Origin of the sequence: Flavobacterium silvisoli, from assembly GCF_004329815.1 — a bacterium.
GTDB lineage: Bacteria > Bacteroidota > Bacteroidia > Flavobacteriales > Flavobacteriaceae > Flavobacterium > Flavobacterium silvisoli.
Window position 1 is genome coordinate 1 of record NZ_SJPE01000005.1, and the last position, 26,518, is coordinate 26,518.

Genomic DNA, 26,518 nt, shown 5'->3' on the forward strand with positions numbered 1-26,518 from the left:
CTGAGTTTAATAACCGATGCTTATTCAAGAAAAATAATGGGATATAGTTTTCGTCAGGACCTGGCAGCAGAAGGCTGTATTGAAGCTTTAAAAATGGCATTGAATAACAGACGGTATGGTCAATCGATTATTCATCATTCCGATAGAGGCTCTCAATATTGTTCTCATAACTACGTTGATTTATTAATGAAAAATAATATTGCTATAAGTATGACTGAGAACGGAGATCCCTATGAAAATGCATTGGCAGAGAGAGTTAACGGCATCATTAAAACAGAGTTCAACCTTTACAGTAGCTCGTTAGGCTTTGATCAAACAAAACATAGAATAAGTAAAAGCATTAAGTCTTATAATGAACTAAGGCCACATGCCAGTTGTGATTATTTAACCCCTAACCAAGCACATTTACAATCAGAAATATTAAACAAGAGATGGAAAAACTATAATAGAAGTTTTAATCATGAAAAAGCAATTGTATAGCAACTTTAGGATTAAAAAGTATATTTGTATAGCTATAATAGGATTTATTTAATAACCTGTATAGTTATTTTAGGACGGGTCACCTATATAGATAAAACATACCAAAAGCATAGATAGTGTATGAGGAGTGTATGAAAAGCAGCAGGATTACTACCCTAAAATGTTTTATGATTATTTCAGGGACCTGCCGGGAGCAACAAAGCAAATACCTCATTTTGAAACTTCACTGTATGAGCAAATCTATACCGACTTCAAGGTAGTTAATTATCTCGGCGGGGTGTAAGATTTCAGAATGAAAAGAAAAAACATTACCTTCTTTTTGTGTGCCTATGGCATTCTTAGTTTACTTAAACACTTTTCTCTTTTCTAAATTAATGATTTAATAAAAACAAATCTAAAAATCTATTAAAACATATCGAGAATCCAACCATAATAATCCCCTTATCAGTAATATCATTTTTTGAGCCCACTTAAAAGACAATCGCACAAAAGCAGAAAGCCCATAAATCCCTAGCCTCTTCAACAGAATCAGGGAGACAATCTATTGATGGATTAGGATTTGTGTGCAAAAATCCTTCTGCGGATACCAAAGGCATTTACATCTTTTAAAACGAAATAAGAACCATCGGAACCTATGAATTGAGGGTAAATTCAGAAACCCTCAACATAACTTGTCTTCATATACTTATCGCTTTAGGATTTAATTATTTTCTGTTACAGATAAGATTTATCTAAGGCAAGCAACAACTAACTATTGCTTGAAAACCGCTGGTGTTCTTTTTTATTTTTTACCGAACTCTTTTATGATTAGGGTAATTGTTAGAAGTTATACCCAAAATGCAATCCAGGCTGTCCGTAGAAAAATCTTGGCCATTTATCGTCAACCTGTTGAAACGTGTCAGGCATTTTTGATTGATAAGGGCGATGAGTTATCGCAATTGAGGGTTGTATAAAAAAACGATCATTGAATAGTTTAATGTGATAACCAATCGAATAAGTGTTAAAGATTTGAAAGCCATTACCAATTGAGTTACTGTCTTCATTCACGAATTTTTGCCAAGCCGGCATCACGTCAACTTGGGCAAAAAGACCTTTCCATATGAACCTGTAGTAAGCGAGTGAAAAACCATATTCTCGAATGTGACCGGGAAACCCCTCACCGTCTGCTTCATACGATTTGCCATAAGGAATGCCAATTGGCCAACCATATTTCCATGTTTTTAATTCAAGTGAAATTACGTCTTTCCCTGTGAGGCGATAACCGAAGTTCAAATAAACCATACCCGGCGGATTATTATCAGGTATTAAATCGGCGAGCATAAATAAGGTACTCCCTATAAAATACTTTTTATAAGTACTATTCCCTTTTTCATATTGCGCATTCGCCTTTAAGCTATTTGCTATAACAAGTGCAAGTCCAATCCGTAAAATCTTCTTTTTCATATCTTTTTTACTTGATGTTAAACGATATTGCAAAGAAAGTTTGGCAATAGACTTAAAATTGTTCACTTAAGTTAAGAAATGGGTATTAATCTTTATTTTTTTCAAAAATCCTCGCTCTTAACCGGCTTAATGATTGTGGTTTTATACCCAAATAACTGGCTAATTGGTGCTGAGGGACACGTTGAATAAGGTCCGGTCTTGATTGCAATAAATTCAAATACCGCTGCTCTGGCGAAGACGTTTTAAACTCATCAAAATCCATTTGTTGTTTGGCTAACAATTCTTCAGACAAAATTCTGCACATCATCTCAAACTTTGGAAATTTACTATTTATTTCTGCTTCCATATCAGAAGTTGAAATTGTCAGAATACTGTCTTCAATACAGCTTATATAATATAGGGATGGAGTTTTACTAATTACACACGGGGGTGTTAAAGCATCCATTTCTGTATAAAAAGCAGTAGTTTTCTCCTCACAGTCTATCATATAATAGGTACGAATACAGCCCTTTAGAACAAAATAACTCTCGTTTGATTTTTGCCCTTCTTTCAGCAAAACAGTCCCTTTCTTTACTGTGCGAAACAGATCTAATGAAAGTAATGCACCCTTCTCATCCTCAGTCAAAGAGATATATTTTGATATAAAGTCAAATAGAATATCCTGCATTTTTTTAATATTGTTACTCGTTGGACTACCCAACTACGTTCCGCGCTTTCTGCAGTGGTAGCACGTTAATGAAAATGTAAGAAGCGGTTGTAACGATCAATGTATTTTCTATGAATGAAAATCTGGCTATTAGGTCAAACCGCTGTCAAAGGTAGTTTTTATTCTATAGTTTTAAAATTTTATAATTTATCCTTTTCAGAAAATTCAGTTTTGTCATAGAATCTATAACTGCCTTCACTGGGATTGTATACTGAATATTATCTAATTTATAGTGTTAAACTATACCTTTTTTCAGGTATAGTATAATTGCCTTTCTGAAATTAAGTTTACATATTGAATTTATCTAAAAGTTAAAAATGAAAAAGTGTAACAGATTACCCGTTTTAATAATTATGTGCATTGCTTTTTTTACTGCAACTGCTCAAATTACCGTAGTTGCATCAGGTTTATCAGGTCCGTATGGGCTGGCCTTTGATCAAACAACAAACAGATTATACGTATCCCAATCTGCGGATGCTCTTAATTACAAAGTATCATATATTATACTGAATACTACAGAACCCCAAATAGTTGATTTATTATCAACTAATATCATTAAACCAACGCGTCTTAAAATTTCAAACGACTCTTATTTATACGTAGTAGAATCGGATCCGAATATGGGTAAAATTTCAAGAGCTAACATTAGTGGAACAGATACTCCACAAATAACACCCTATATAACCGGTGGTTTAGTGACCCCGATGGGACTAGATCTTAAAAATGGTAATCTCTATATTGGAGATTTTGGAAATTATGCCATAAAAAAATTGACTCCTCAAGGTTCCTCTTTCCAAACAACCCTATTAAGAAATGATTTGGCTAGTGATCTGATAATAGATGGTAACATCTATTACTATTCAAACCCTTATTATGGGGTTTTTTCAAATAGTATCACTAATCCAAGTCCCGTATCTACCCAAATAACAACCGGTATCTCTAATCCTTCCTCTTTACTGCTTAATGGAGACTGGCTATTCATATCCGATAGCCAGAACGGTAGCGTCTACAGAGTTAATCTCTACACAGGCTCCTCGTCTGCTCAATTACTGATTACAGGACTAAACCAACCTCAAAGCATGGTTGTATACAATAATGAGCTTTACATCGCAGAGAGTGGTGCCAATCGTATTGTAAAGTTTGATTTAAACAGTCTAAATACAAAAAAATTTGAATCTAATCTAATCGTGACAATTTCACCCAATCCTGCCAATGATAAACTAAATATACAAACAGAGTCAGATATTAAAGACATTTCCGTATATGATATCTTAGGCAAAAAAGTTAGCATTAATCTAATTTCTGTCAATCAAATCGATTTAACCCGACTGCTGAATGGCTTATATTTCATTAAAATTACTGCCGAAAACAATGCTGTATTCTTAACAAAGTTCATTAAAAATTAAAGGTGACCCCTGAGGCAATTTAATTGTTTTAAAGATTTAAATTTAAAAAATAAAACCAAAATACTTACATGTTGAATTGAATCCTTAAAATGACAACAGGTTGTTGTTTTGTAAACATACATATGAATAACCCGAACACAATGACAGTACTTTGCTCCAATTTTATATTGCGTATCGCTCTAGCGGTAATTTTTCTGTCCCATAGCTTACACGGAATTTTCACGAATAACGATGTTAACGATTTTGGGAACCTGTTTTTAAATAAAATTGGATTTGCTCCTTTTGGAAATTTAATTGCTTGGTCAGTTGTAATCCTCCAAATTATTACCTCTTTTTTACTGATCATTAACAGATATTGCAAAACGGCCTGTGCAATAAATATTTTCATTCTCACAGCCGGTATTCTAACCGTTCATTTACGTGAAGGTTGGTTTGTAGTAGGTGGAGGTAGAAATGGTATGGAATTCAGTTTCTTACTTATCTGTGTATTACTGTCAATCATCATATCAAAAAATTATAAAAAACATGTTTCATAATTTAAAAAAATATTAGAAACCTGCCGGTTTTAGTCAATTATCATTCCATGACAATTATGACCAAATTAATATCCAAAAACTCCATACAGGAAGTTACTTTTAAATATTCAGTCAGACAATAATACACTGGAAACCTATAACAATAACAAATACCGTCTGCCCAATAAATAAGTATAGAAGCTTTACATTTTTCAGAACAACACATCATAGTATACAGTTTTTCAATTGTTGATTCTGGTAAACTTCCATACTGTATTTAATTGTAATCAAACTTTAATTTAAAGTCAAATAACTCTCGATATAAAAGTAAATACCTGATTACAGGTATAAAACTTCACTACTTTCTAGGTATAGCAAAATCAATTTGTCACCGGTAAATTTGTCTTTCAACTTAAAAACAAACACTTTAATTAAAAATTAATCAAATGCTATGAAAACAAGATTAAACACGCTATTAATGATTCCGGTTACGATTTTTGCACTTATTTTCTCATTGCTCTTATCATCCTGCAGTAGTGATAGTAGTTCAAATACAACTTCATATCCAAAGAATGTTGAAATCATGTATCGGGTTACCAGTACAACTACCAACAGCACTGCAATAGTCCAATACAAAAATGAAACCGGCGGCAATACTGATGTAACCAATGCTTCACTGCCTTACACAAAATCACTTCAAAGAACAGTCAATAAAAATGATGTATTATCATTGGGCTATGGTACTAACACGAATCAAACGGTAAAACTGGAAATACTGGTCGGAAACACTGTAGTAAAATCTCAGACCTTTCAGAGCACATCAGGGGCAGTAACTTATTTGTTCGAATAAAAGGCAGACATTTGTGTAACAAATAATTTGATTGAACTTCTATTGACTACTTCTTTCACTTTTAATCTGTATATTCAGTAAATTTGAAGTGTAGATAAAAGAAGTTCAGTCTTTTTTATTTTCTGAAATACCATAATGATAATCGTCAAAAACAAAAAAAGATTTAATTTAAAAAAGATTATGCTCCTTAACATAAGCCCAAAATTACCCATGAGAGACCGGAATGTCAGTATTGACTTTTATGTCAATAAATTAGGTTTCGAAAAAATAGACAGCGAGGAATATGAATATTACCTTATGGTAAAAAAAGATAACGTAGAAATACATTTTTTTGAATTTAAAGAGCTGGATATCAATGAAAATTATGGTCAGGTCTATATCAGAACTGATGCAATTGAACAACTATTCATATCATTTTTGGAGAAAGATATCGTGATACATCCAAATGGTCATCTGTCTAAAAAATTATGGGGCCAAAAGGAATTTTCTATTCTTGACCCCGATAACAATTTACTTACTTTTGGCCAACCAATTTAAAGACAACAGTTAAATAACTAATCTAAATATACAAAATCAGGAAGCTCTTTTCGATGATTGTATTTGAACTGAAATATATTTATAACCCGTAAGAGTAATTCAAATTGAAATCTATGCATCTGAAAAAAAAGATAGCGATACTTGATGATCATCCCCTAATAATAGAGGGATTAGTAATGCTTTTTTCAAAATCTGACGATTATGAAGTAATAGCCGGTTTTCAAAACAGTACTGACTTATTGACTTATAAAAAAATTAATACCGTTGATGTATTATTATTAGATGTTTTTCTCTCAGATGAAAATGGAATTGATGTCTGTCAAAAAATAGCCAAGAAACATCCCAGGATAACGATACTCGGGATGAGTAGTCAGGCAGAAAGAAGTATTGTGTTACAAATGATTAAAAATGGGGCTAGTGGTTATTTATTAAAGAGTGCCAGTCTTGATGAATTTTTATTTTGTATCAAAAAAGCTCAAAACGGAACCGTGGTGTTTAGTAAAGAAGTCAAATCTTTAATGGATAAAGCTCAGTTTTCAGACCTGAAAAGTGTTCCGAGATTGACTCGAAGGGAAAAAGAAATTCTAAAATTATTAATAGAAGGTAAATCCACTCAGGAAATATCAGACATCCTGTTTTTAAGTTTTTTAACCACTCAAACACATCGCAGAAATTTACTGAACAAATTTCAGGTTAAGAATGTAGCAGAATTAGTTAGTTTTGTTATCAAAAATGCCCTAATTTAAAAGGGCAGGAGTCCTTAAATTTAGAGTCTGATTATCGCCAAAACCGCTTTATATAAATTACCTCACTCTTTGCATTCCTTATTTTATTACTGTTTTTTTGGCATCATTTATTGTTTATTTAGTTGTAACTGTTTTTAAAATTTCAGAGCCAACAACAAACAGCTTATCTCATTCATTATTTATCTGCAATTCAATATTAAAAACACTCCCCATATTTGGAATTGATTGTATTTCCATTTTTCCGTTAAGTAATGCTATACGGTTCTTAATATTATTAATTCCAAGACCTGTGACAATTTGATCCTCATCATTCTTGAACCCTTTTCCGTTATCTTCAACTACAATTAAGAAAAGATTGTTGTTTTGACTACAATCAACTATAACCTCCGTACATCCCGAATGTTTTAAAGCATTATTAATGAGTTCTTGCACTATTCTGAAAATGGTAATCTGATCGTTAGACTTTAAATCTGTTTTAATTTCATTAGCGGTAAAATAAATCTTGATAGTTTCTGTCGACATGGAACAACACAAATCTTTTAATGCTGCTTCCAGTCCCAATTTTAAAAGCGCTTCGGGCACCAAATTAAAAGCTACTTGTCTGAGTTCTGTTATCGAAACGGTCAATAGATTAATCAACTCATTAAACTCATTCTTATTCTCAACGCCTTCGATTTTTTGGGCCATCTGCATCTTCAACGATGACAACCTACTCCCTACTCCATCATGTAAATCACGAGCCAATCTGGTCCGTTCTTTTTCCTGCCCATCAATCATGGCCTGCATGACATCTAAAGTTTTCTGTGATTTTAGGCTTTCTAAATTTTGAATATAGTTAATCTCTTTTTGTTTAGCTAACTTCCCTTTATTCTTTGAATATCTCCATAAAAAAACCACAATAACTAACAATAAAACAGCAACCAAAATAAGTAGTAAATGATACCATTTGTTTCGCTCCGCATCCAAAATCATCATCTTCTTTTGGATTTCCAAAAGATGAATTTTCTTTTGATTTTCTGCGTCTTTATACTTTGCTTCCAACGAAGCTATTTCCTTTTCATAAGACTCTGTATTTAAACTATCGCTAAGTTTAATATACTCATCAATATAAAATAATGATTTGGGAAGGTCGTTTAGTTTTTTACATAGCCAGGATAGCTCCCTTATACAATTTTTTTTATCAATGATATGAATATCTTTACTGTTTATAACAGTCAGCAATAAATCTCTTGCCTCAGTAAATCTTTTAAGCGCTTTAAGAGTATCGTACTTTATCAAATTTATCCTTACTACTGAAAAGTTATCCTTGTTTAATTTGGCTAATCTTATCCCTTCGTCGTAGGCTATGAGTGCTTCCTTATATTTTCCCTTACTATGCTCAAAAAGCCCTTTAGTATAATAGTAGGATGGGTAAAGATTTGAATTGGGATGCTGTTGCAATTTCTTCTGAGTCTTTCGCAAAAGATTATCCACATTTTGAAACTTACCTTGTGTAATAAGTATTTCCGAATAAAGCAAATAACTTTCAATTAAACTTTCACTATAAGTAGAACTGGAATAAGTCTTTTTTTCAATATTCTTAATGCACTCTTTAATATAAAACTCAGCCTTATCAAATTTAGAATCGTTGTAAAATGTTATTGCAATTGATTTACACAAAATTCCCATCATTTCTGAATCATTTGCATTTTTGGCCATAGGAACAGCCTTTTCAAGTAATATCTTAAATCCTAACTCAGGCTTATTCATCATGGTTAGATTGATATACTGACTCCTGTACAACATTGACCTCATCGAATAAACTTCCCGAAGAGAATATTTACGCAAATGACTGTCTGCTTCTTCTAATGCCCTTTGATACAAAGCCCGATTCTTGGTAAAAATGTACTTTGAACTACTGAAATAATACGAGATATCATTTAGATAGTTATTTCCCGCTCCAAATCGTTGACCTGCTTTCAAATATTTTAAATACAACTTTTCATTTCCGTCTTTCAAATAAATGTTGGATAGTTTAAAGCTAAGTATTGCCTTAATACTATCCGTTTTGGCATGATTAATCTCAGTCTTTAAACTATCAATCATACCCTGGTCATCATATAATGAGTAAAAACTCTGAGCAGAAATCAGAGCGGTATAAAACAAAAAGAAAGGCAAAAAATAATATTTCATTTAACGCCAAATTTAATTCATTGATTCAAAACGATAACTAAAAACGATAAAAATACCTGAATACAGGTAAATACAAATACTGCTTATAAGCGATTTTCAATGCGCTTGGAACTCATTAATTTTGAATTAAAAACTATGAAAAATTCAATTTATCTTTTGGCAGCTATTACCCTGTCAGTATTCTATTCCTGCAGTAGTGATTCAACAAACAACACCGAGACCATCCCTGATTTATCCTTAAGTAACCTGATTACAATAAATGCAAACATTCCTCAGGACTACTATGACGGTTTAACTTTTACCGATGAAAATACAGGCTATGCAGTTTCAAGATTAGGCAAGATTGTCAAAACAACTGATGGTGGTGTCAATTGGAATCTACTGAATTCTAATGTCACTTTTCCTCTGAAGGAAATTCAATTTGTAACCCAAAATACAGGGTTTGTAATAGGAGGAGACAATACGGGGAGTTACCTTCTGAAAACTACTAATGCTGGCCAATCATGGACAACTATCAATTTAAACAATACCGCAAACGGCGCCCCAAACGGAATGTTCTTTAAAAATGAAAATGAAGGATTTATAACCGGAAATAAACTATTCATAAAAACAACTGACGGAGGATTAACTTGGACCTCTGTTTTAGCCAATGCAGACGAAAATTTTAATGATGTAAAATTTAGAGACAGCAATTATGGTATAGCAACGGTAAATAGTAGCGCTTACTATAAAACAATAGATGGAGGACAAAATTGGCAATCAATTGACTTAATCAACCAAAACAATCTAAGTAGCATTTATTTTGTTTCCGGGAAAACAGTAGTTAAAAACGAAGGAAAGTTGATTAATCTTTTGGATAATAGTTCCATTACATTACCTAACCCTGTAAATAAACTGCTATACTTAAATGCGTTAAAATGCATAGGTATTGGCCAACACTATGAAAATAGTTTCTTTCCTTATGGAGATATCTTATTGACCAACAATAATTGGGGTACTTTTCTGCAAAAAAGCTACCAACCCTCAAGTGAAGCGATGAACTTTACTGCTGTAGCCAAAATGGATAGTCATAAAATTATGATATTAGGAAATGGTCAATTACATACAATGGTTGTAAAACTTAACTATTAAAAAAATAAAAAATGAAAAAAGTGATCAAAATTTTTACCGCATTACTAATCGTAACAAATGCCTTCGCAACAGACCGCATCGTGCAGGAAAACGGAGCAGCAGGAACATACCCGACGATTTCTGCCGCGATTACGGCAGCCGTTGATGGTGACCGAATCATTGTATATCCAAAAATTGGTGACAATCCATTCATTGAAAACATCACTATCAATAAATCTCTGGAATTTGCTACTGCTGAAGATGGGGTGCGATACAAAATTCAGGGAAACATTTCATTGGAAGCTTCAAACAACAGGGTTATTACCATCATAGGAGCACACCTAGTATCCGGAAATATTCAGGGATTAACTTCAGGATGGCGCACTAACGTTAACATTATGGGATGCTTACTCGAAGGGGGAAATATCAATTTCAGTAATCAATACTATGTCAATGTCGTTTCAAACATTTTATCAAATGGCAACATCAATATTTCTCACGGAAAGGTAATTGGAAATGAAATCAGCAACCAGATAAACCAAATTGCCATTCAGAATTCCACTTCAATTTCAAATGACACTGTAGATATCATTGCTAATAAAACGCCCAGAATAATGTGTTCGGGAAATGTCTTTTTAAACATCCAAAACAATTTTATAAAAGCACTGAATCCAGATTCATCAAATGCTTTCTTTTCCATATATTATTTCTACTCCACAACAACCAACATGATGAATATAATCAACAATACCATAATTGTTCCTTATGGTACGAGTTCCTTCTCTTCGGAAAGACCAAAATATTTCAACCTCAATGCACCGGCCAGGATTAAAAATAACATAATTCAGGTATCATCAACCACCACATCATATAATCCGAATGTATTTATTACAGCAGGAAGTAGCAGTTCGTATAATTTCATTATCAATACCGTAGGACAATACAACTCCTTATCGTCTACAGACACAATTGTAGCCTCACCTATGGTTGATCAAACTACGGGTCAGTTAGTACAGTCATCACCGGCAAAAAACGGTGCTGATCCAAGTTTTGAATTTTATGATCTAGATCTCACACGTGGGGATGCAGGATGCTACGGAGGTTCATATTCCTTAGAAAACTATTTCCCAATAACCGGTAGTTCAAGAATATATAATATTGATATGCCTTTTGGCATTTCTACCTCAGGGGGACCGCTAAACATAAAAGCAGATGGATTTGACAGATAGCAGTAGATAGTAAAAAATAATATTATGAAACATATACTGGTATCCACTATACTACTATTCACAATATGGGCGCATGCACAGTCAATTGTAACCGCTGAATATTTTTGGGATGTTGACCCCGGACAAGGCAATGGCAATGCCTTATACGCAGCTGATGGAAATTTTAATCAGGCAATTGAAAGTATCTTGGAAGCTACTGCTTCACTTCCTAATCCGGGTAACCATATTTTAGGAATTAGAATTAAGACAAATGACGGTAATTGGGGAATTGTCTGTAAAAGAGTGTTTAGGGTAGCTAACGATAATCATTCAAATAATCTTGTCAAGATAACTCAGGCTGAATATTTTTGGGATGTTGACCCCGGACAAGGCAATGGCAATACAATGTTAGCATTTGACGGTAATTTTAATCAAGCGCTGGAGAATATACTAAGCAATAATACAATACTGCCAACCTCCGGAAATCACATATTAGGAATCAGAGTAAAAGCAGATGATGGTAATTGGGGCGCTGTTTTCAAAAAGGTGCTGAAAGTTTCCGAAAACAACAGCTCAAATAACTTGGCAAAAGTAACTGAAGCCGAATACTTTTGGAATTTAGACCCTGGACAAGGTAACGGCAATACAATGTTGGCATTTGATGGTAATTTCAATCAGGCATTTGAAACCATAAGTGTTGCTGATGCTCTACTGCCTACACAAGGGTTAAATGTTATACATGTCAGAATTAAAGCCAATGATGGTAGTTGGGGACCTGTTTTTTCCAAAGTAATTGGTTTGAATATTACCTTCAACAGCCCTGTTTTATTAATATCTCCCGCAAATAATGCAACCCTTGTATCATTAAACAACCATTTTGTTTGGAACGAGGTTTTCGGGGCTAATACCTATGAATATCAATGTGCAACTGACAATTCTTTTTCTAACATAGTCCAATCAGGAATCACAGGTGAATTGACGGCCGCATTCAACACACTCTTACCTGACACGACTTATTTCTGGAGGGTACGGGTCAATATGCTTGAAAATGTCAGTTTATGGTCTGAGACATGGAGTTTTACAACTGACGAATCATTGGGGAATGATGATTTGGATACAGAACATCAGATAATACTGACTCCAAACCCTGCTTCAGACTACATCAGTATAAAACTTTCAGCGCTTACTAATTATTATCATTATGAAATATATGCTTCTGATAGTCGAACGGTAGCCAAAGGCATAAGTCATAATAATGACATGATCAACATAGAAAAAATTGCTTCCGGAATGTACATAACCAAAATCACAACGGATACCGGTGAAACCTACTCTCTCAAATTTATAAAATCATAACACCAAGTTAAATTTAATTAAGTTAGCCACAAATACCCCTCCCTTAAACTAAATAGTTCAAGTTATCATTAAAGAATCAATAATATAATCAGATTACAGATTATGAAGTCACTTTCGAATATAATAATCCTTTTTTTTGCTCTTACTCTCCAAGCTCAAACAGAGAAAGAAATGTATCTGTTTTCAGATGATATAGCCGCAAAAATTGAAAAAGATACCGTATCCTGGAAATATCAAATTGGAGCAACGGACTATTCTATAAGTGGTTATCATAATCAGGCTTTGACAACTTGGGATAAAAACGGTTCAAGAAAACCTAAAATAACCAAAGAGGATAGTTTATACTTTAAAAATTTCACAGCCCACAATGCTAAAGAATACATAATCAAACGGTCAAAAAAAGAGCAAATAATAATTATAAATGAAGCACATCACAATGCAGGTCATAGAGTGTTTACCACCTCATTGCTAAACGATTTATACCAAAATGGATATCGGTTTTTAGGGTTGGAAGCAATCAACGATACTTCAATTAACAATCGTAAGTTTGCTACAAAAGATAGTGGCTATTATACAAATGAACCTCAATTGGCCAACATGATTCATCAGGCAATACAGATTGGTTTTACAATTTTTAATTATGAAGCTTCTGAAGAAAAAAACGGCAAAGAAAGAGAGATTGAGCAGGCTGAAAATATTGCCGAAATCATTGAAAAAAATCCACGTTCAAAATTTTTGATTCACTGTGGATATGACCATGTTATTGAAGGAATTCCGGGTAATAAAAGTTGGGAGAAAGCAATGGCCGGGAGACTAAAAGATTTAGTTAATATTGACCCTTTTACTATAGATCAGGTTTCATATACTGAGCATGGAAATGCTGAGTTCAACTCCCCATATATTCAAATGCTTAACAAGGATTTCCCTTGCATATTAGCCGATAAAAATAACAACCTATTCACTGGAAATCCCACTAACAAGCAAACCGATTGTAGAATTATTCATTCTAAAACAAAATACAAAAAGGGACGACCTACTTGGTTAACCTTAAACGGTCAAAGAAAATATTTCAACATTCCAAAATCAAAAATCAAACAATTCCCGGCATTAGTTTTAGCATACCGAATGGGAGAATACGAACAAAACGGTATTCCGGTAGACATACTTGAAATCCAAAACAATCAACAAAACACTACTCTAATCTTAGAAAAAGGAAGATATAACATTATTGTAAAAAACAAGGATTATCAGGTTATAGAGCATTTTGAACAGATTATAAAATAACTTTTAACACCCAAAAACAACTTTTTCAGGTATAAAAAGTACTTCTTTGGTGATTACTCGAAAATAATAAACTGGCTGTTTTAAACGAAAATTAATACTTCTTAATAATATCTAAATAAAAACCAAAATGAAAAAATCAATTTTAACTACACTACTTTTAGCATCTAATTTTATAATGTTAGCACAGGAGGGAGAAAATAATACTAAACAATTAACAGAAGTACATTCAACCGCTTTTGCAATTAAAACAAAACTAGGATTCTCTCAATTAGAAATTGACGATTATGGAATCATAAATGGAAATTCAACACAAATAGATTTTGCTGTGCTCTCCAAAATCAACAAACATTTGGATATTGACTATGGTTTAGGATATAATGAATTTAATACAAACTATTTTTCAGACAATAAATCTAATCCTATAAAAAATAAATACTTAAGGATTCCGGTAAATTTGATTTATAAAAGCCAGTTCTCAAACCAACTTATTTTTAATACCGGAGTAGGGCTGTTCGGAAACTATCTTTTTAAAAGCAACGTTAGTAATGTTACAAATCAAAAGGATCATTATATGAATATGGGAGTCAGTGTTTTCTCCGGAATTGTTATAAAAGTTGACCCAAAAGTCAATTTTGGTATTATGATCGAAGGTCAATCTGAATGCTTTAAAGGGAACAAGCAAATACTAAAACAAACTTCTTTGATTTCAATTAATTTCATCTACCTCTTGTAAAAAAATAGTAGAATAACTACTACTTATAAAATTTAGGCTTGACATTAGCATAATATAGTCTATATAGTTTTTATTTGATAAAATAACAGTAGTGAGATATTTGAGAAAAAAATCTTTCTGGTAAATGGTTAAATAATTATCGAGAATACCTCCTATTTTGAAAGACAATCCGTATGGGTTGTCTTTTTTATTTATCAGCAATACTATTACTCCAATAATATTTAGTACAAAAAATACATATTATGATATGTTTTGCTCGGTAAAGCCGCCAAAAAAACCTGTTTTCAGGTAGTGCAAAATACCCTTTTTAAGGGATTCCATGTCTGATGTATTAAGAATAGATTTGAACATAAACATCTATCAAGAAAAGTATGCTGTTCTTTTTACTATAATATGCCATAGCTCACATTATTATGGTTTAAGAACAATAATGAAAAATATATTAAAATAAAATACAAAACCTAAAAAATATAGCTATGAAAAGAAAACAAAAAGTAATTCTAACAATTCAATTATTGGTCTCATTATTAATAAATGGGCAAGAATGGACTTATTACAAAGATTTCCCAAATAACATATCAACCAAAGAAATTGTATTGAATGATGCAGGGACTTTGTTTTTGTGGACATCGGATAATAGGTTTTTTTATAAAACTATTACTAATGGTAGTTGGATAGAATTTAGTAACGAACAGTCAAATTCACCTATAAACCCACGCTGTATTTCCGTTGATAAAAGCTCCAATCGATTTTATGTTGGCGACAGTTATAGCGGAGGTTTATACTACACATCAGACTATGGGCTTACATGGCAACAAAGTTTCTTCGCTAACAACACTGAGACTGGTCTTCATGAACCGATTACAAAATTATCAAATATCAAAAACCAAAATAGATTCTATGGAGCAACTATCGGAGAAATTGGTTCCGAAAATATGATTGTAAAATACACTAATTCAGGGCAACAAGCTGAATTTATTGAATATGACCCGAGCATGAATCCAGATAATGCAATATCCGAATTATTTTATACTACAAACCAAAAATTATTGATCGGAACTAAAGCCGGTGGAATATGGGTTGGCGATAACAACGGTACAAGTTTTAATCAATCGAACTTCAACCATTACAAAATATCATGTTTTACAGAAGATTCAAGTGGAAGAGTGTATGCACTGGGGAATGACGAAAATGCTGGAACTCCATTCTTAATTTATTCCGATAATTACATCGACTGGCAATATATAGCTCTACCGAATCAAACAGAACATTACACAACAATTCATTACGATTTATTTTCACAAAACTTATGGTTAGGTAGTGAAACAAAAATATATAAAACAACGATAATCAATAATGCAACTAGTATTTGGTACAATGCGTTATTTAATAATGGGGAACAATCTGAAATTAAAATAATAGGAGACAATAACGGAAATCTCTATAATTTTTCTAAACAAAAAATAGCACAAAAACTTAATGCAGAGGGAGATAATTGGATTAATATCAACAATGGTTTGTCTGGCACCATAACTAAAGCATTATTTAACTCAAACAATCAAATTTTTGCTTCTAATTATACAACAAATAACATATCAATAGCATTAAATCAATTCGCAGATTGGACAAATGTCAACATTGGGGGTAATAATAACTCGGGTATACGAAATATGTTTATGACAACTAATGGAATTCTGTACGTTAATACAGGAGCAAAAATAAAAAAATCAACTAATAGTGGATTAACATATACTGATATTACTCCTCAAAACACAAACTATATCTTTCAATTTTATGTAGGTGAAGCAGGTGATTTATTCATTGTAAATTTTAATCAACAAGATACAGTTTATCATTCAACAGACCAAGGTCAATCATGGTCTCTACTTCATACATTTCCATCTTTTTTCTCCTTTTTCCCCGATCCAATAAAAACTATTGCTCAAGACAGTAATGGCGTTATTTATGTAACTATGTCTACAATTGAAATTTTCAGCGGAATTTATAAAATTTATTATTCAACTAACGGCGGTTTAACTTGGAATACCAAAGTAATTGACGACCCTAATATAGACCATTATGATGTGGCTGTATTTACAAAAAACAACAAAACATTTGTCCAACTTGGAGGATTTGTATATTCGTTTAACTATGATCAGCCAAATGATTTAGTAATAGTTAATGCTCCATCAGTATTTGATCATTTAAATTATTTATGGGTAGATAATTTGGATAATTATTATATATATGATTCTGGACTGTACAAGTCAAGTGATGGTGGTGAAAACTGGACTTATTTAGGCAAACCAGATTCCCTCCCAACAGACGCAATGATAGATGATTTACTTTTTGACAGCAATAATAGGGCTTACATTGTTGCATCACATACAACTTTACCTTCACAAAGAGGTTTCTATTATGTTTCAGAACTACTATCTGTCGAAAATCCTGTTAACAAAAATGATTGGATTGTATTTCCTGTGCCGGCCGAAAACACGCTTAATCTTAATACTTATAATCAAATTAAAAAAGTTTCAATTTATGATATGTTAGGGAAAAAAATTGAACAAATTGATAATCCGACTAATACTATTGATATAAGCAAACTGGCAAGCGGTAACTATTTATTGTCAATACATGATTTCAATTCACAAGTACGCTCAGTCAAATTTGTAAAAAAATAATAATTTAAAAATAGTGAGAGGTTTGTAATTTGGATAATTTCATAATTGGTGTAAGTTGATTGTCAAAAACCTCTCCTATTTATAAATCATTTTTTTATAAAAATAAATCGGCATCTGAATCATAAAGCAAGTTTCATTTCATAAATTAAGTGTTCAATTCAGTACTCCAATGTACATGTTTAATGATAGACACTTAACAAAACTAACCAGATTGCCTTGTCTTGAAATAGCTATTCACAAAAGCAGTTGTATAGCAACTTTAGGATTAAAAAGTATATTTGTATAGCTATAATAGGATTTATTTAATAACCTGTATAGTTGTCAATCCTATAGCAAAGGCATAGCTAAAGCATAGCAAAGGCATAGATAGTGTATGAGTAGTGTATGAAAAATACACATTATGTAAAATGAGAAAGACACATTTGTCTAAAACTAAGAAAAAAAACTACTGGGTAAAAATCAAAAAAACAGCCAAAACCTAAGTCCTGCCTGTCTTTCAACCAATTGTAAAACTAAACATCTAATCCCACCGGTGTTCGCTGGAAACCGCCAAACGGCCGCCACCGGTAAAAAACAACCCCAAGGCTACCAGTATATAAAGGGCTAACAATTCAACCGCCCAGCCGCCATAGGCATTCAGCGTAAAGACAGCTCCGGTTTGTGTGAGCAACAAAGCCACCAGGCTGTTGAGGGCAAACAACAAACCCGCCAGGCGCGTGCGGTATCCCACCAATAAAGCTATGGGAGCCACAATTTCCCCCAAATAAACGCCATAGGCTACAAACGAAGGCATCCCCAAAGCGGTCAACAGGTCTTTGATAAAACCGATGTCGTTAATCAATTTACTGATTCCGTACACCAACATCGGGAAGGCAATCGCCACCCGGATGACAAACAATCCAATACTGTTTTCTTTTTTCATTTTTAATTATTTAAGGTTAAATCGTATAACGGATAAACACACCCAGATTGGACAGCTTTTTCGCAGCATTCGCAAATTGGTCAAAGTTCCCGGCCAAACCATAGCGAAGCTTGTCCTGCTTAAGTCCTACCCGTACTTGCTGTACACCCCTCATATACGATTCCTTGCTGATGTTGGCCACGCCCTGCACCCGAAAAAACAAGTGCCGGCCGGCGCTTACGGGAGTGTTGTATTCCAACAAAACAAAAGGTTCAAAACTAAATTCCCGCTGGTAGGTAACGCCCCCACTGCACATCAGGACAATCCGTGAGCTGCTGTAATGGTACAATACCGAAGCCGTACCAAAAGCGCCCGGATTCTTGACACCGTGCGCCACACTGAAAACAATGCTTTTAGAAGCCGCATAAGCCAGAGTATTGCGAAAAAAATACAGTACGGCTTTGGGGTCATCATAGGCTGCATCGTACAGGGAGGTATTGCGCAGTTTCAGTTTATCAGTCAACAAAAAGGTCAGCTCGTGCTGATAAAACGAGGAGCGGTGGCCCAAAACCACTTCGGGAGTCACCGTCAGAGGCTGTGCGGCTAAAAAAGAGCACTCCGCAAACAGGAAACACAAAACAAGGCGTACCATCTTCATAATCGATTATCATTATGAAGCAAAACTAGAGGAGGTGAAGCAGAAAAAAATTAAGATATCTTAAGAAAGACGGGAGGCGTATTTTTTTCTCAGGTAACTGAGGTTTTCGGGAGTAGTGCCCAAATAGGAGGCAATAATATATTGGGGCACCCGCTGTTCGATATGACGGTATTGCGTACAAAACTTCACGTACTTTTCAAAAGTATCGGTACTCATATTGTCGAGGGTACGCTCCTGCAAAGCCACATAACCGCTCTGTATCTTAAGCCTGAAAAAGGTATTCATGGCAGGAATCTCGCGGTAAAGTTTTTCCAATACGTCACGGTGAATCTGAAGCACCAACGTCGGCTCCAAAGCCTGCAGGTACATGCGCGAAGGTTGTTGGGTCAGGTAACTGTACAGGTCGTTAATCCACCAGTGCTCAACACCTATTTGTAAAGTATGCTCCTCCGAATCTTCGGTCAGGTAATAACTGCGCATACAGCCCGATGCTATATACCGCATGTGACTCGACACCTGCCCGGCAGTAAACAGGAACTCCTTCGGCTGAAGTGTGGCAAAGGTAACGCTCGAAGCCAACAGCGCAGCCTCATCATCCCTAAGGTCAACTACTGTTCTGATGTGGTCCGTAAACTGACTGATGGCGGCGGCGGTTTCCATAGGCTAAAAATACAGCTAAAATTCGCAAATCTCAAAACAGAAAGACACAAAATACTCAAGAAATTCAGTTGTTTTATTCTCTCACCACAACAGCCCCCTATCAATCTATCATCTATCCGTCTATCATCTATCCGTCTATTATCTATTATCTATCAGTCTATCATCTATCCGTCTATCATCTATTCGTCTATCATCTATCCGTCTATCATCTATCACCCACCAACCGTAACATTTTCCCCCTTACAGCTACTCATGCCTCAAAATAACATCAATCAAATCAACAGCAAATGAACAAAATCACCGCCTTTTCAGTGCTGAGCCTCATCATGGCTGCCTGCACCCCTTTCAAACCGGCTCTCAACAATGCCGATGCCCTGACCGAATACCCCGTAAAAGGACGGCAAGGCCTGCTCATCAACCAAAAAATCAGTTTCGACACTTACACCTCCTCCAGGGTAAAACGCTCCTGGACCAAAGGAGGCAACACCCGCCTGCCGGTAGCCGTCAATCCGGTGGTCGATTTCTGGTACCCCGAACTGCTGGCTGTAGACGCAACCGATAAATCGCAAACCTTCTGCTTTCAGTTGAGCGACGGACTTCAAAACCATAGCGATGCCTACGCCTCCGCCCATTTTGAAACCGAAAGACTGCTCGTGGGCAACAACCCCAACAGCGTGGTAAACATCATGCGGGATGTGATGAGCGTTGACATCGACCGGGAAAACATGTTTTATGCTCAGGTATTCATCAATCAGGACGCCAAACCCTGGCAATTGGTCTTAGACAACATCGAGTCGCAAAAAAACGCCAAACAATACACCGGCCTGTTTGAATACGACAAAGGCCGCTATTACCAACTGAAACCCATCACCCATTTACAAACCTCTCAAGGGCCCAAAGCCGTGTGGATGGGCTCAGTAGGATACGAAATCAGCAATCCCGCCGGACAAACCGTAGCAGCCGTTTCCCTGATGGACAAAGGCATGGTTTACCTGTCAAACGCCAACGCTGAAGAGCGCTTCCTGTTAGCCAATTTGTGCACCATCCTGCTGTTGCAGCAAAATTTAGCCGAGTAAAGCACGGCTTAAAATACACCATACTTATAGCCATCAACAGTAAGAGCCGCCTGAATGAGCGGCTCTCGTTGCAAATGGGAAAACTTAACTGAGGTATAAAAAAGTAATGCATCCACCCGCAAAGTGTTTTCCTAACAAAAGGTTTTATAAAAACTTTGCTTACCTTTAGCAGCACTAACTGTGGTATGGTGAACACTACCATACCCCATAACACCAAAAGCCATGCGAATATTCATGCCTATAGTATTCTTCATCCTCTTTGCAGGTTGGGTACTCTACCGCTTACTGCTGAAAAAAGACCTACTGAAACACAAAGCCGAATTATACCTGGGCATTTTTTTTATAGCGGTTTGGGCAGTCCTTTACTACTGGATTGAGCTCTTTTAGCCTGCCACCACTGAATAACGGCAAACCTTCTCTGCTAAACAGCTCAGACAGCAATCCTGATACAGCTACTATTGTTAACCTCAGATAAACTACTACTTTTATGAAAAAAATAGCCTTATTTGCTTTGGCTTTATGCTCCTCAATTATTGTTTCGGCCCAAGACATCACCGGACAGTGGAACGGACTTCTGACAGTACCCGGCGCCAAACTCCGTTTAGTGGTACACATTACCAAAACCACAACAGGATACACCGCCACCATGGACAGCCCCGATCAGGGAGCCAGCGGTATCCCGGTAACCACCACCACTTTTGAAAGCAACAAACTGAGTTTAGCCATTCCGGCCGGACGCATAACGTACGACGGCGAACTTAAGGACAACCAAATAATGGGTACTTTTAAACAAAACGGAATGGAATTTCCCATGAACCTATCTCGCGAAGCAATCGCCAGGCAGGAAATCAAAAGACCTCAGGAACCCAAAGAACCGTTTGGGTATTACACCGAAGAAGTAACGTTTACCAACAGCAAAGACAACATCACTTTAGCCGGAACCTTATCCTTACCCAAAAAAGAAGGGGCTTTTCCGGTAGTGGTACTAATAACCGGGAGCGGCCCGCAAAACCGCAACGAAGAACTGCTGGGACATAAACCGTTCCTGGTATTGGCCGATTACTTAACCCGACACGGCATAGCTGTCTTGCGATACGACGACCGCGGTGTGGCTGCCTCAAAAGGAAACTTTGAAACCGCTACCACCGCCGATTTGGCAACCGATGCGCAAAGCGCCGTAGCCTACCTCAAAACCCGAAAAGAAATCAACCCCAAAAAAATAGGACTCATAGGCCACAGCGAAGGCGGCATCATAGCCCCCATGGTAGCCGCGGCTTCCAAAGACGTGAGCTTTATAGTGCTCTTGGCAGGAACCGGGTTGCGGGGCGACCAACTGTTGTTGTTGCAACAGGAATTGATTGCCCGTGCCGAAGGCGCCACAGCCACCGAAATCAAAGACACGCAAATAATGAACAGCTACTGTTTCAACAAAGTCCTGAATTCAAAAGACGATACAACGCTCAAAAGCGAACTGACCACCTATTTGAGCGGCATTCTGAAGGACACTCCCAAAGAGCAAAAACCGGAAGGCCTCAGCGATGAAGAAAACGTAGCCCAGCAGGTCAAACAAATCACCAGCCCGTGGATGCTGTATTTCCTGCGCTTCAACCCGGCTACCGTATTGGAAAAAGTAAAATGTCCGGTACTGGCCGTTAACGGCGAAAAAGATTTACAGGTACCGCCCAAAGAAAACCTGGAAGCCATCACCAAAGCGTTGCAAAAAGCCGGCAATAAAAAGCTAACCACCAAAGTATTCCCCAACCTCAACCACTTGTTTCAGGAATGCAAAACCGGCTCACCCAACGAGTACGCCGAAATTGAACAAACTTTCGCCCCCGTAGTGCTCGAATATGTTACCCAATGGATCAGCAATCAGACTAAATAACGGTCTTTTAACCAATCTGCCGATGAGAATCGATACAATTAATCGTTAAAAAACAATCAGATACCATCGATAATTCGTAAATTTGAGGTCATTCTGCTCCACTTGTTCACAGTCCTGAACAACATGACCTACGACCTTTTATTAACGGTTAACAGCAAAAAATCATGGAACAACAACTCGAAGAAATCCGGGAACAGCAAAAAGCCTCATGGAATAAGTTTTCCCCCGGATGGAAAAAATGGGACGCCCTCATGATGGAGTTTCTCAAACCCATGGGCGATGAAATCATCGGTGTACTGAACCTTCAACCCACCGATACGGTTTTAGACATAGCGGCAGGAACGGGAGAACCCGGACTTACCATAGCCACCAAAGTGCCCAAGGGCAAAGTAATCCTCACCGACCTCTCGGAAGACATGCTGGCCATAGCCCACGAAAATGCTCTGTCGAGAAACATCAGCAACATTGAAACCCGGGCCTGTGACGTATGCGAACTGCCTTTTGAAGACAATACTTTTGATGCCATCAGCTGCCGGTTTGGCTTCATGTTTTTCCCCGACATGCTACTGGCTGCCAAAGAAATGGCCCGTGTCTTAAAACCGGGCGGACGCATAGCCACCGCAGTATGGAACGGTCCCGAGAAAAACTTTTGGGTAACTGCCGCCATGGGAACCATCAACCGCAACATGCAATTGCCGCCACCGCCACCGGGTGCACCGGGCATGTTCCGCTGTGCCCAAGACGGATTCATGGCCGATTTGTTCAAACAGGCCGGTTTGCAAAATACCCAACAAACAGAAGTAACCGGTAAACTCAACAGCCAAACCGCAGATAACTACTGGACCATGATGACCGAAGTAGCGGCTCCCATAGTGGCAGCGCTGAGCAAGGCCGATGAAGCCATGAAAGCTAAAATAAAAACAGAGGTCTATGAAGCCCTGCAGCAGCAATACCCCGACGGAAAGGTCTGCATCGACTCGAGTGCCTGGGTCATTTTCGCAGAAAAATAAACAGATTACACCTTCAAAAATACAAATAGGGATAAAATAAAAGTATCCCTATTTTTTATGCTTATAAATTAAATACTGAGTAAAAAAATAACAAAAAATAACGTTAATTTGTAATAAACAAACAACACTATGCAATTTGATCCCAAAGAACTGGAGCATACTGCCGTATACAAACTACTGACCGGAGCCATTATCCCAAGACCCATCGGCTGGGTTTCAACCATCAGTGAAAACGGCATCAACAACCTGGCACCTTTCTCCTATTTTAACGCTGTAGGCGAAGACCCGCCACACGTCATGTTTTCTACAGGCCGCGGAAATAACACCAACAAAGACACCTTAAACAATGTGTTGACCACCAAACAGTTTGTCGTAAACATGGTAACCGAAGAACTGGCCGAACAGATGAATATAACCGCACAATCGGTCCCCGAACACGTGGACGAATTCGAACTGGCCGGAGTAACTCCCATCCCCTCTCACAAAATAAAGCCCATGCGGGTAAAAGAAAGCCCTATCGCTTTCGAATGCGAACTGGTACACCACTATTTTCTGGAAGGACACCAACACGGCGGTGCCTGCGTAATCATCGGAAGGATTGTCATGATGCATTTTGCTGATGAAGTGCTGTCAGAGCATTACAAAATCAACTTAGACGCTTACAAACCCATTTCAAGATTGGCAGGGGCTAATTATGCCAAATTAGGCGAGTTATTTGCCATCAAAAGAAACTAACCCAAAAATTGATACAGCACAATTATCAATAATCAATTACCAATTGAACCATGAAAATAGCAGTTATAGGTGGAGGTCCGGGAGGACTCTACTTTTCGATACTTACTAAAAAAGCAATGCCGCACTGTCAAATTGATGTGTACGAACGCAACAAACCCGATGACAGTTTTGGTTTCGGAGTGGTGTTCTCCGATGAAACGCTGGGCGAATTCCTCAAACGCGACATGCAGTCGTATGAACTCATCCGCACCAATTTTGCCTACTGGGACGACATCATCGTAGCACGCGACGGACAGGAAGTCAGCATAGCCGGTAACGGTTTTTGTGGTTGCTCCCGAAAAACCCTCCTGCAGTTGTTGCAACAGCGTTGCCGTGAAGAAGGCGTTACCCTTCATTTTGAACAAAATATTGAAGACCTGAGCCCATTCAAAGAGGCCGACATCATCATAGCCGCCGATGGTATCGGAAGCCAAATCAGAACCCAATACGAAAAAGAATTTGGGACAAAAATAGCGCTGAAACAAAACCGATTCGTCTGGTTAGGTTCTACCAAACCCCTCGATGCCTTTACCTATTTCTTCCGCAGTACCCCTCACGGGACCATAGTAGCCCACACCTATCAATACGAAGCCGGCATGAGCACCTGGATTTTTGAATGCAGCGATGAAACTTGGCAAAAGCACGGCTTTGAAGTCACCAATGAAGCCGACACCATGGCCAAGATAGCTGAAATATTCAAGGAGGAACTCGACGGCCATCCGCTGATTTCCAACAAATCGCATTGGCGCCAATTTCCGCATGTAACCAATGAAAAATGGTATCATAATAATATTGTACTCCTGGGTGATGCGAAAGCCACCGCCCACTACTCTATCGGCTCGGGAACCAAACTGGCCATGGATTGTGCCATTGCCTTATCGGATGCCGTAATCGCCAACCCAACCCACGTGCAGGCAGCCTTCGAACAATACGACAAAACGCGAAGAAACACCGTAGAAATGATTCAACATGCAGCATTAGTTTCCCTGGATTGGTTTGAACACATGGACCGTCACATGCAGCATCCGTTTTACCAATTCGCCTTTGGCTGTATGACCCGCTCTAAAAAAGTAACCTATGAGAACTTGAGATTACGCGACAAATCGTTTACCGATAAAGTATTAGCCGAGTTCAATACCACACAGCACAGCATTACAAAACAAACACCAGCAGCTTTTACTAAATTCCGTTTGCGTGCACTCGAACTGCAAAACCGCATCGTCATGGCTCCCATGGGGCAGTACACCGCCGAACACGGCAATATAACCGACTGGCATTTGGTGCATTACGGCAGCAGAGCCACCGGAGGAGTCGGACTCATACTGACCGAAATGACAGCGGTATCCGAAACCGGTCGCATTACTCCGGGTTGTGCAGGCCTATACACTCAGGAACAAGTGAGTAAATGGAAAACGGTTACCGATTTCATCCACCACCATTCCTCAACCAAAATAGGCGTACAACTGGGGCATTCGGGTAGAAAAGGAGCCGTAAAAAAACCGTGGGAAGGAACAAATGAACCTATAGAAGTACCTTGGGAATTGCTTTCGGCCTCTCCTATAGCCTACAACGACCAAATGCCGATTCCACGGGAAGTAACCCGTGAAGACATGGATAGGCTCGTTGCCCAATTTGTACAGGCCGCCAAAAATGCGGACCATGCTGGTTTTGATATGATTGAATTACAAGCCCATCACGGATTTCTGCTGGCTTCCTTCTTGTCGCCCTTAACCAACCTGCGCAAGGACGAATTCGGCGGCAGTATCGAAAACCGATTGAAATTCCCACTGCGCGTATTCACCGAAATGCGAAAAGCCTTCCCGAAAGACAAACCAATGTCGGTCAGAATCTCTGCCTGCGATTGGGCCGAAAACGGGATATCCGAAGAAGACGTCATTGCCATAGCCACCGCTTTCAAAAATGCCGGTGCCGACATCATCAATGCATCTACCGGAAACACCGTAGCCCACCAAAAACCGCAAATCGGACGCATGTGGCAAACGCCTTTTGCGGATGCTATACGCAATACGGTTCACATCCCGACGATAACGGCCGGCTACATACAAGACCTTGACCAAATCAATACCATACTGCTCAACGGCCGAGCCGATTTGGTAGCCTTGGGCAGACCGTTATTGGCCGACGCTAATTTTGTCCGCCATGCTCAAGCATACGAACAATGGGAAGCTAATGATATTCCGAACCCATACAAAGCAGGAAGTTCTCATTTATATCCGTTAAAAGCAACCGAACGCAAACAAACCGAAGGCATGAAAAAAGCCTTGAAACCAAAAAGCAATAAGAAGAATTAGGAATTACGAATT

24 protein-coding genes are annotated in these 26,518 nt (G+C 37.3%); 18 read left to right on the top strand and 6 right to left on the bottom strand.

The window, feature by feature from the left end; all coding sequences use genetic code 11:
- On the top strand, positions 1-480 hold a 480-nt coding region (locus EZL74_RS05585), incomplete at its 5' end, for a DDE-type integrase/transposase/recombinase (protein WP_161971704.1).
- 819 nt (positions 481-1,299) lie between these two features.
- Here the strand turns inward: EZL74_RS05585 and EZL74_RS05590 are convergent.
- Entirely contained in the window at positions 1,300-1,923 is a 624-nt protein-coding gene (locus EZL74_RS05590; RefSeq protein WP_131475617.1) for a hypothetical protein, read from the bottom strand.
- A gap of 85 nt (positions 1,924-2,008) precedes the next feature.
- Positions 2,009-2,590 carry a Crp/Fnr family transcriptional regulator gene (locus EZL74_RS05595; RefSeq protein ID WP_131475618.1) on the bottom strand — a complete coding sequence of 194 codons (582 nt, stop codon included), beginning with the start codon at positions 2,588-2,590 and terminating at the stop codon, positions 2,009-2,011.
- 356 nt (positions 2,591-2,946) lie between these two features.
- On the opposite strand from EZL74_RS05595, the gene EZL74_RS05600 reads away from it, so the two are divergent.
- The 5 genes from EZL74_RS05600 to EZL74_RS05620 all read left to right on the top strand — a co-directional run bounded on the left by EZL74_RS05600 (position 2,947) and on the right by EZL74_RS05620 (position 6,683).
- Complete coding sequence (locus EZL74_RS05600) at positions 2,947-4,035, top strand: T9SS type A sorting domain-containing protein (RefSeq protein ID WP_131475619.1); 1,089 nt, start codon at positions 2,947-2,949, stop codon at positions 4,033-4,035.
- 122 nt (positions 4,036-4,157) lie between these two features.
- On the top strand, positions 4,158-4,571 hold the full coding sequence (locus EZL74_RS05605; RefSeq protein WP_240034563.1) for a DoxX family protein: 414 nt from the start codon (positions 4,158-4,160) through the stop codon (positions 4,569-4,571).
- A 430-nt stretch (positions 4,572-5,001) separates the two neighbouring features.
- Complete coding sequence (locus EZL74_RS05610; RefSeq protein WP_131475620.1) at positions 5,002-5,400, top strand: hypothetical protein; 399 nt, start codon at positions 5,002-5,004, stop codon at positions 5,398-5,400.
- Between the two features lie 180 nt (positions 5,401-5,580).
- Complete coding sequence (locus tag EZL74_RS05615; protein WP_131475621.1) at positions 5,581-5,937, top strand: bleomycin resistance protein; 357 nt, start codon at positions 5,581-5,583, stop codon at positions 5,935-5,937.
- Positions 5,938-6,050: 113 nt separating this feature from the next.
- Positions 6,051-6,683, top strand: a complete 633-nt coding sequence (locus EZL74_RS05620; RefSeq protein WP_131475622.1) for a response regulator — start codon at positions 6,051-6,053, stop codon at positions 6,681-6,683.
- Positions 6,684-6,851: 168 nt separating this feature from the next.
- Here the strand turns inward: EZL74_RS05620 and EZL74_RS05625 are convergent, their stop codons facing one another.
- On the bottom strand, positions 6,852-8,855 hold the full coding sequence (locus EZL74_RS05625; protein ID WP_131475623.1) for a sensor histidine kinase: 2,004 nt from the start codon (positions 8,853-8,855) through the stop codon (positions 6,852-6,854).
- 135 nt (positions 8,856-8,990) lie between these two features.
- Here EZL74_RS05625 and EZL74_RS05630 point away from each other — a divergent pair, with 135 nt between their 5' ends.
- The 6 genes from EZL74_RS05630 (at position 8,991) to EZL74_RS05655 (ending at position 17,230) form a co-directional block, all read left to right on the top strand.
- A complete protein-coding gene (locus EZL74_RS05630; protein ID WP_161971705.1) occupies positions 8,991-9,986 on the top strand; it encodes a WD40/YVTN/BNR-like repeat-containing protein in 996 nt (331 codons plus the stop codon).
- Between the two features lie 11 nt (positions 9,987-9,997).
- Positions 9,998-11,194 (top strand): hypothetical protein, encoded by a 1,197-nt coding sequence (locus tag EZL74_RS05635; protein ID WP_131475625.1) that lies wholly within the window; start codon positions 9,998-10,000, stop codon positions 11,192-11,194.
- A 24-nt stretch (positions 11,195-11,218) separates the two neighbouring features.
- Entirely contained in the window at positions 11,219-12,529 is a 1,311-nt protein-coding gene (locus EZL74_RS05640; protein ID WP_131475626.1) for a T9SS type A sorting domain-containing protein, read from the top strand.
- 102 nt (positions 12,530-12,631) lie between these two features.
- Positions 12,632-13,813, top strand: coding sequence for a hypothetical protein (locus EZL74_RS05645; RefSeq protein ID WP_131475627.1), 1,182 nt, complete (start codon positions 12,632-12,634; stop codon positions 13,811-13,813).
- Between the two features lie 127 nt (positions 13,814-13,940).
- Complete coding sequence (locus EZL74_RS05650; protein ID WP_131475628.1) at positions 13,941-14,546, top strand: outer membrane beta-barrel protein; 606 nt, start codon at positions 13,941-13,943, stop codon at positions 14,544-14,546.
- Positions 14,547-15,022: 476 nt separating this feature from the next.
- On the top strand, positions 15,023-17,230 hold the full coding sequence (locus tag EZL74_RS05655; RefSeq protein ID WP_131475629.1) for a T9SS type A sorting domain-containing protein: 2,208 nt from the start codon (positions 15,023-15,025) through the stop codon (positions 17,228-17,230).
- A gap of 520 nt (positions 17,231-17,750) precedes the next feature.
- On the opposite strand, the gene EZL74_RS05660 is transcribed toward EZL74_RS05655, so the two are convergent.
- The 3 genes from EZL74_RS05660 to EZL74_RS05670 all read right to left on the bottom strand — a co-directional run bounded on the left by EZL74_RS05660 (position 17,751) and on the right by EZL74_RS05670 (position 19,449).
- Complete coding sequence (locus EZL74_RS05660; protein ID WP_131475630.1) at positions 17,751-18,152, bottom strand: DoxX family protein; 402 nt, start codon at positions 18,150-18,152, stop codon at positions 17,751-17,753.
- A gap of 16 nt (positions 18,153-18,168) precedes the next feature.
- Positions 18,169-18,783, bottom strand: coding sequence for a hypothetical protein (locus EZL74_RS05665; protein ID WP_131475631.1), 615 nt, complete (start codon positions 18,781-18,783; stop codon positions 18,169-18,171).
- 66 nt (positions 18,784-18,849) lie between these two features.
- Positions 18,850-19,449, bottom strand: a complete 600-nt coding sequence (locus tag EZL74_RS05670; protein ID WP_131475632.1) for a Crp/Fnr family transcriptional regulator — start codon at positions 19,447-19,449, stop codon at positions 18,850-18,852.
- 326 nt (positions 19,450-19,775) lie between these two features.
- On the opposite strand from EZL74_RS05670, the gene EZL74_RS05675 reads away from it, so the two are divergent.
- The 6 genes from EZL74_RS05675 (at position 19,776) to EZL74_RS05695 (ending at position 26,506) form a co-directional block, all read left to right on the top strand.
- The gene (locus EZL74_RS05675) at positions 19,776-20,525 is read left to right on the top strand and encodes a hypothetical protein (RefSeq protein WP_131475633.1); all 750 of its coding nucleotides are present in this window, start codon (positions 19,776-19,778) and stop codon (positions 20,523-20,525) included.
- A gap of 222 nt (positions 20,526-20,747) precedes the next feature.
- Positions 20,748-20,912, top strand: coding sequence for a hypothetical protein (locus EZL74_RS13190; protein ID WP_193553751.1), 165 nt, complete (start codon positions 20,748-20,750; stop codon positions 20,910-20,912).
- A gap of 100 nt (positions 20,913-21,012) precedes the next feature.
- The gene (locus tag EZL74_RS05680; RefSeq protein WP_131475634.1) at positions 21,013-22,410 is read left to right on the top strand and encodes an alpha/beta hydrolase family protein; all 1,398 of its coding nucleotides are present in this window, start codon (positions 21,013-21,015) and stop codon (positions 22,408-22,410) included.
- 164 nt (positions 22,411-22,574) lie between these two features.
- Positions 22,575-23,420 carry a class I SAM-dependent methyltransferase gene (locus EZL74_RS05685; protein WP_131475635.1) on the top strand — a complete coding sequence of 282 codons (846 nt, stop codon included), beginning with the start codon at positions 22,575-22,577 and terminating at the stop codon, positions 23,418-23,420.
- 129 nt (positions 23,421-23,549) lie between these two features.
- Entirely contained in the window at positions 23,550-24,155 is a 606-nt protein-coding gene (locus EZL74_RS05690; protein WP_131475636.1) for a flavin reductase family protein, read from the top strand.
- Between the two features lie 50 nt (positions 24,156-24,205).
- Positions 24,206-26,506: an oxidoreductase gene (locus EZL74_RS05695; RefSeq protein WP_131475637.1), complete on the top strand. Its 2,301-nt coding sequence runs from the start codon at positions 24,206-24,208 to the stop codon at positions 26,504-26,506.
- Positions 26,507-26,518 lie beyond the last annotated feature (12 nt).

Bases quoted from the DNA above. Each gene is read 5' to 3' on its own strand.
- EZL74_RS13190 (WP_193553751.1), top strand. From the start codon at position 20,748: ATGCGAATATTCATGCCTATAGTATTCTTCATCCTCTTTGCAGGTTGG.
- EZL74_RS05665 (WP_131475631.1), bottom strand. From the start codon at position 18,783: ATGGTACGCCTTGTTTTGTGTTTCCTGTTTGCGGAGTGCTCTTTTTTA.
- EZL74_RS05620 (WP_131475622.1), top strand. From the start codon at position 6,051: ATGCATCTGAAAAAAAAGATAGCGATACTTGATGATCATCCCCTAATA.
- EZL74_RS05610 (WP_131475620.1), top strand. From the start codon at position 5,002: ATGAAAACAAGATTAAACACGCTATTAATGATTCCGGTTACGATTTTT.
- EZL74_RS05605 (WP_240034563.1), top strand. From the start codon at position 4,158: ATGAATAACCCGAACACAATGACAGTACTTTGCTCCAATTTTATATTG.
- EZL74_RS05660 (WP_131475630.1), bottom strand. From the start codon at position 18,152: ATGAAAAAAGAAAACAGTATTGGATTGTTTGTCATCCGGGTGGCGATT.
- EZL74_RS05670 (WP_131475632.1), bottom strand. From the start codon at position 19,449: ATGGAAACCGCCGCCGCCATCAGTCAGTTTACGGACCACATCAGAACA.
- EZL74_RS05635 (WP_131475625.1), top strand. From the start codon at position 9,998: ATGAAAAAAGTGATCAAAATTTTTACCGCATTACTAATCGTAACAAAT.
- EZL74_RS05590 (WP_131475617.1), bottom strand. From the start codon at position 1,923: ATGAAAAAGAAGATTTTACGGATTGGACTTGCACTTGTTATAGCAAAT.
- EZL74_RS05630 (WP_161971705.1), top strand. From the start codon at position 8,991: ATGAAAAATTCAATTTATCTTTTGGCAGCTATTACCCTGTCAGTATTC.
- EZL74_RS05640 (WP_131475626.1), top strand. From the start codon at position 11,219: ATGAAACATATACTGGTATCCACTATACTACTATTCACAATATGGGCG.
- EZL74_RS05690 (WP_131475636.1), top strand. From the start codon at position 23,550: ATGCAATTTGATCCCAAAGAACTGGAGCATACTGCCGTATACAAACTA.
- EZL74_RS05655 (WP_131475629.1), top strand. From the start codon at position 15,023: ATGAAAAGAAAACAAAAAGTAATTCTAACAATTCAATTATTGGTCTCA.
- EZL74_RS05675 (WP_131475633.1), top strand. From the start codon at position 19,776: ATGGCTGCCTGCACCCCTTTCAAACCGGCTCTCAACAATGCCGATGCC.
- EZL74_RS05600 (WP_131475619.1), top strand. From the start codon at position 2,947: ATGAAAAAGTGTAACAGATTACCCGTTTTAATAATTATGTGCATTGCT.
- EZL74_RS05615 (WP_131475621.1), top strand. From the start codon at position 5,581: ATGCTCCTTAACATAAGCCCAAAATTACCCATGAGAGACCGGAATGTC.
- EZL74_RS05695 (WP_131475637.1), top strand. From the start codon at position 24,206: ATGAAAATAGCAGTTATAGGTGGAGGTCCGGGAGGACTCTACTTTTCG.
- EZL74_RS05645 (WP_131475627.1), top strand. From the start codon at position 12,632: ATGAAGTCACTTTCGAATATAATAATCCTTTTTTTTGCTCTTACTCTC.
- EZL74_RS05595 (WP_131475618.1), bottom strand. From the start codon at position 2,590: ATGCAGGATATTCTATTTGACTTTATATCAAAATATATCTCTTTGACT.
- EZL74_RS05625 (WP_131475623.1), bottom strand. From the start codon at position 8,855: ATGAAATATTATTTTTTGCCTTTCTTTTTGTTTTATACCGCTCTGATT.
- EZL74_RS05685 (WP_131475635.1), top strand. From the start codon at position 22,575: ATGGAACAACAACTCGAAGAAATCCGGGAACAGCAAAAAGCCTCATGG.
- EZL74_RS05650 (WP_131475628.1), top strand. From the start codon at position 13,941: ATGAAAAAATCAATTTTAACTACACTACTTTTAGCATCTAATTTTATA.
- EZL74_RS05680 (WP_131475634.1), top strand. From the start codon at position 21,013: ATGAAAAAAATAGCCTTATTTGCTTTGGCTTTATGCTCCTCAATTATT.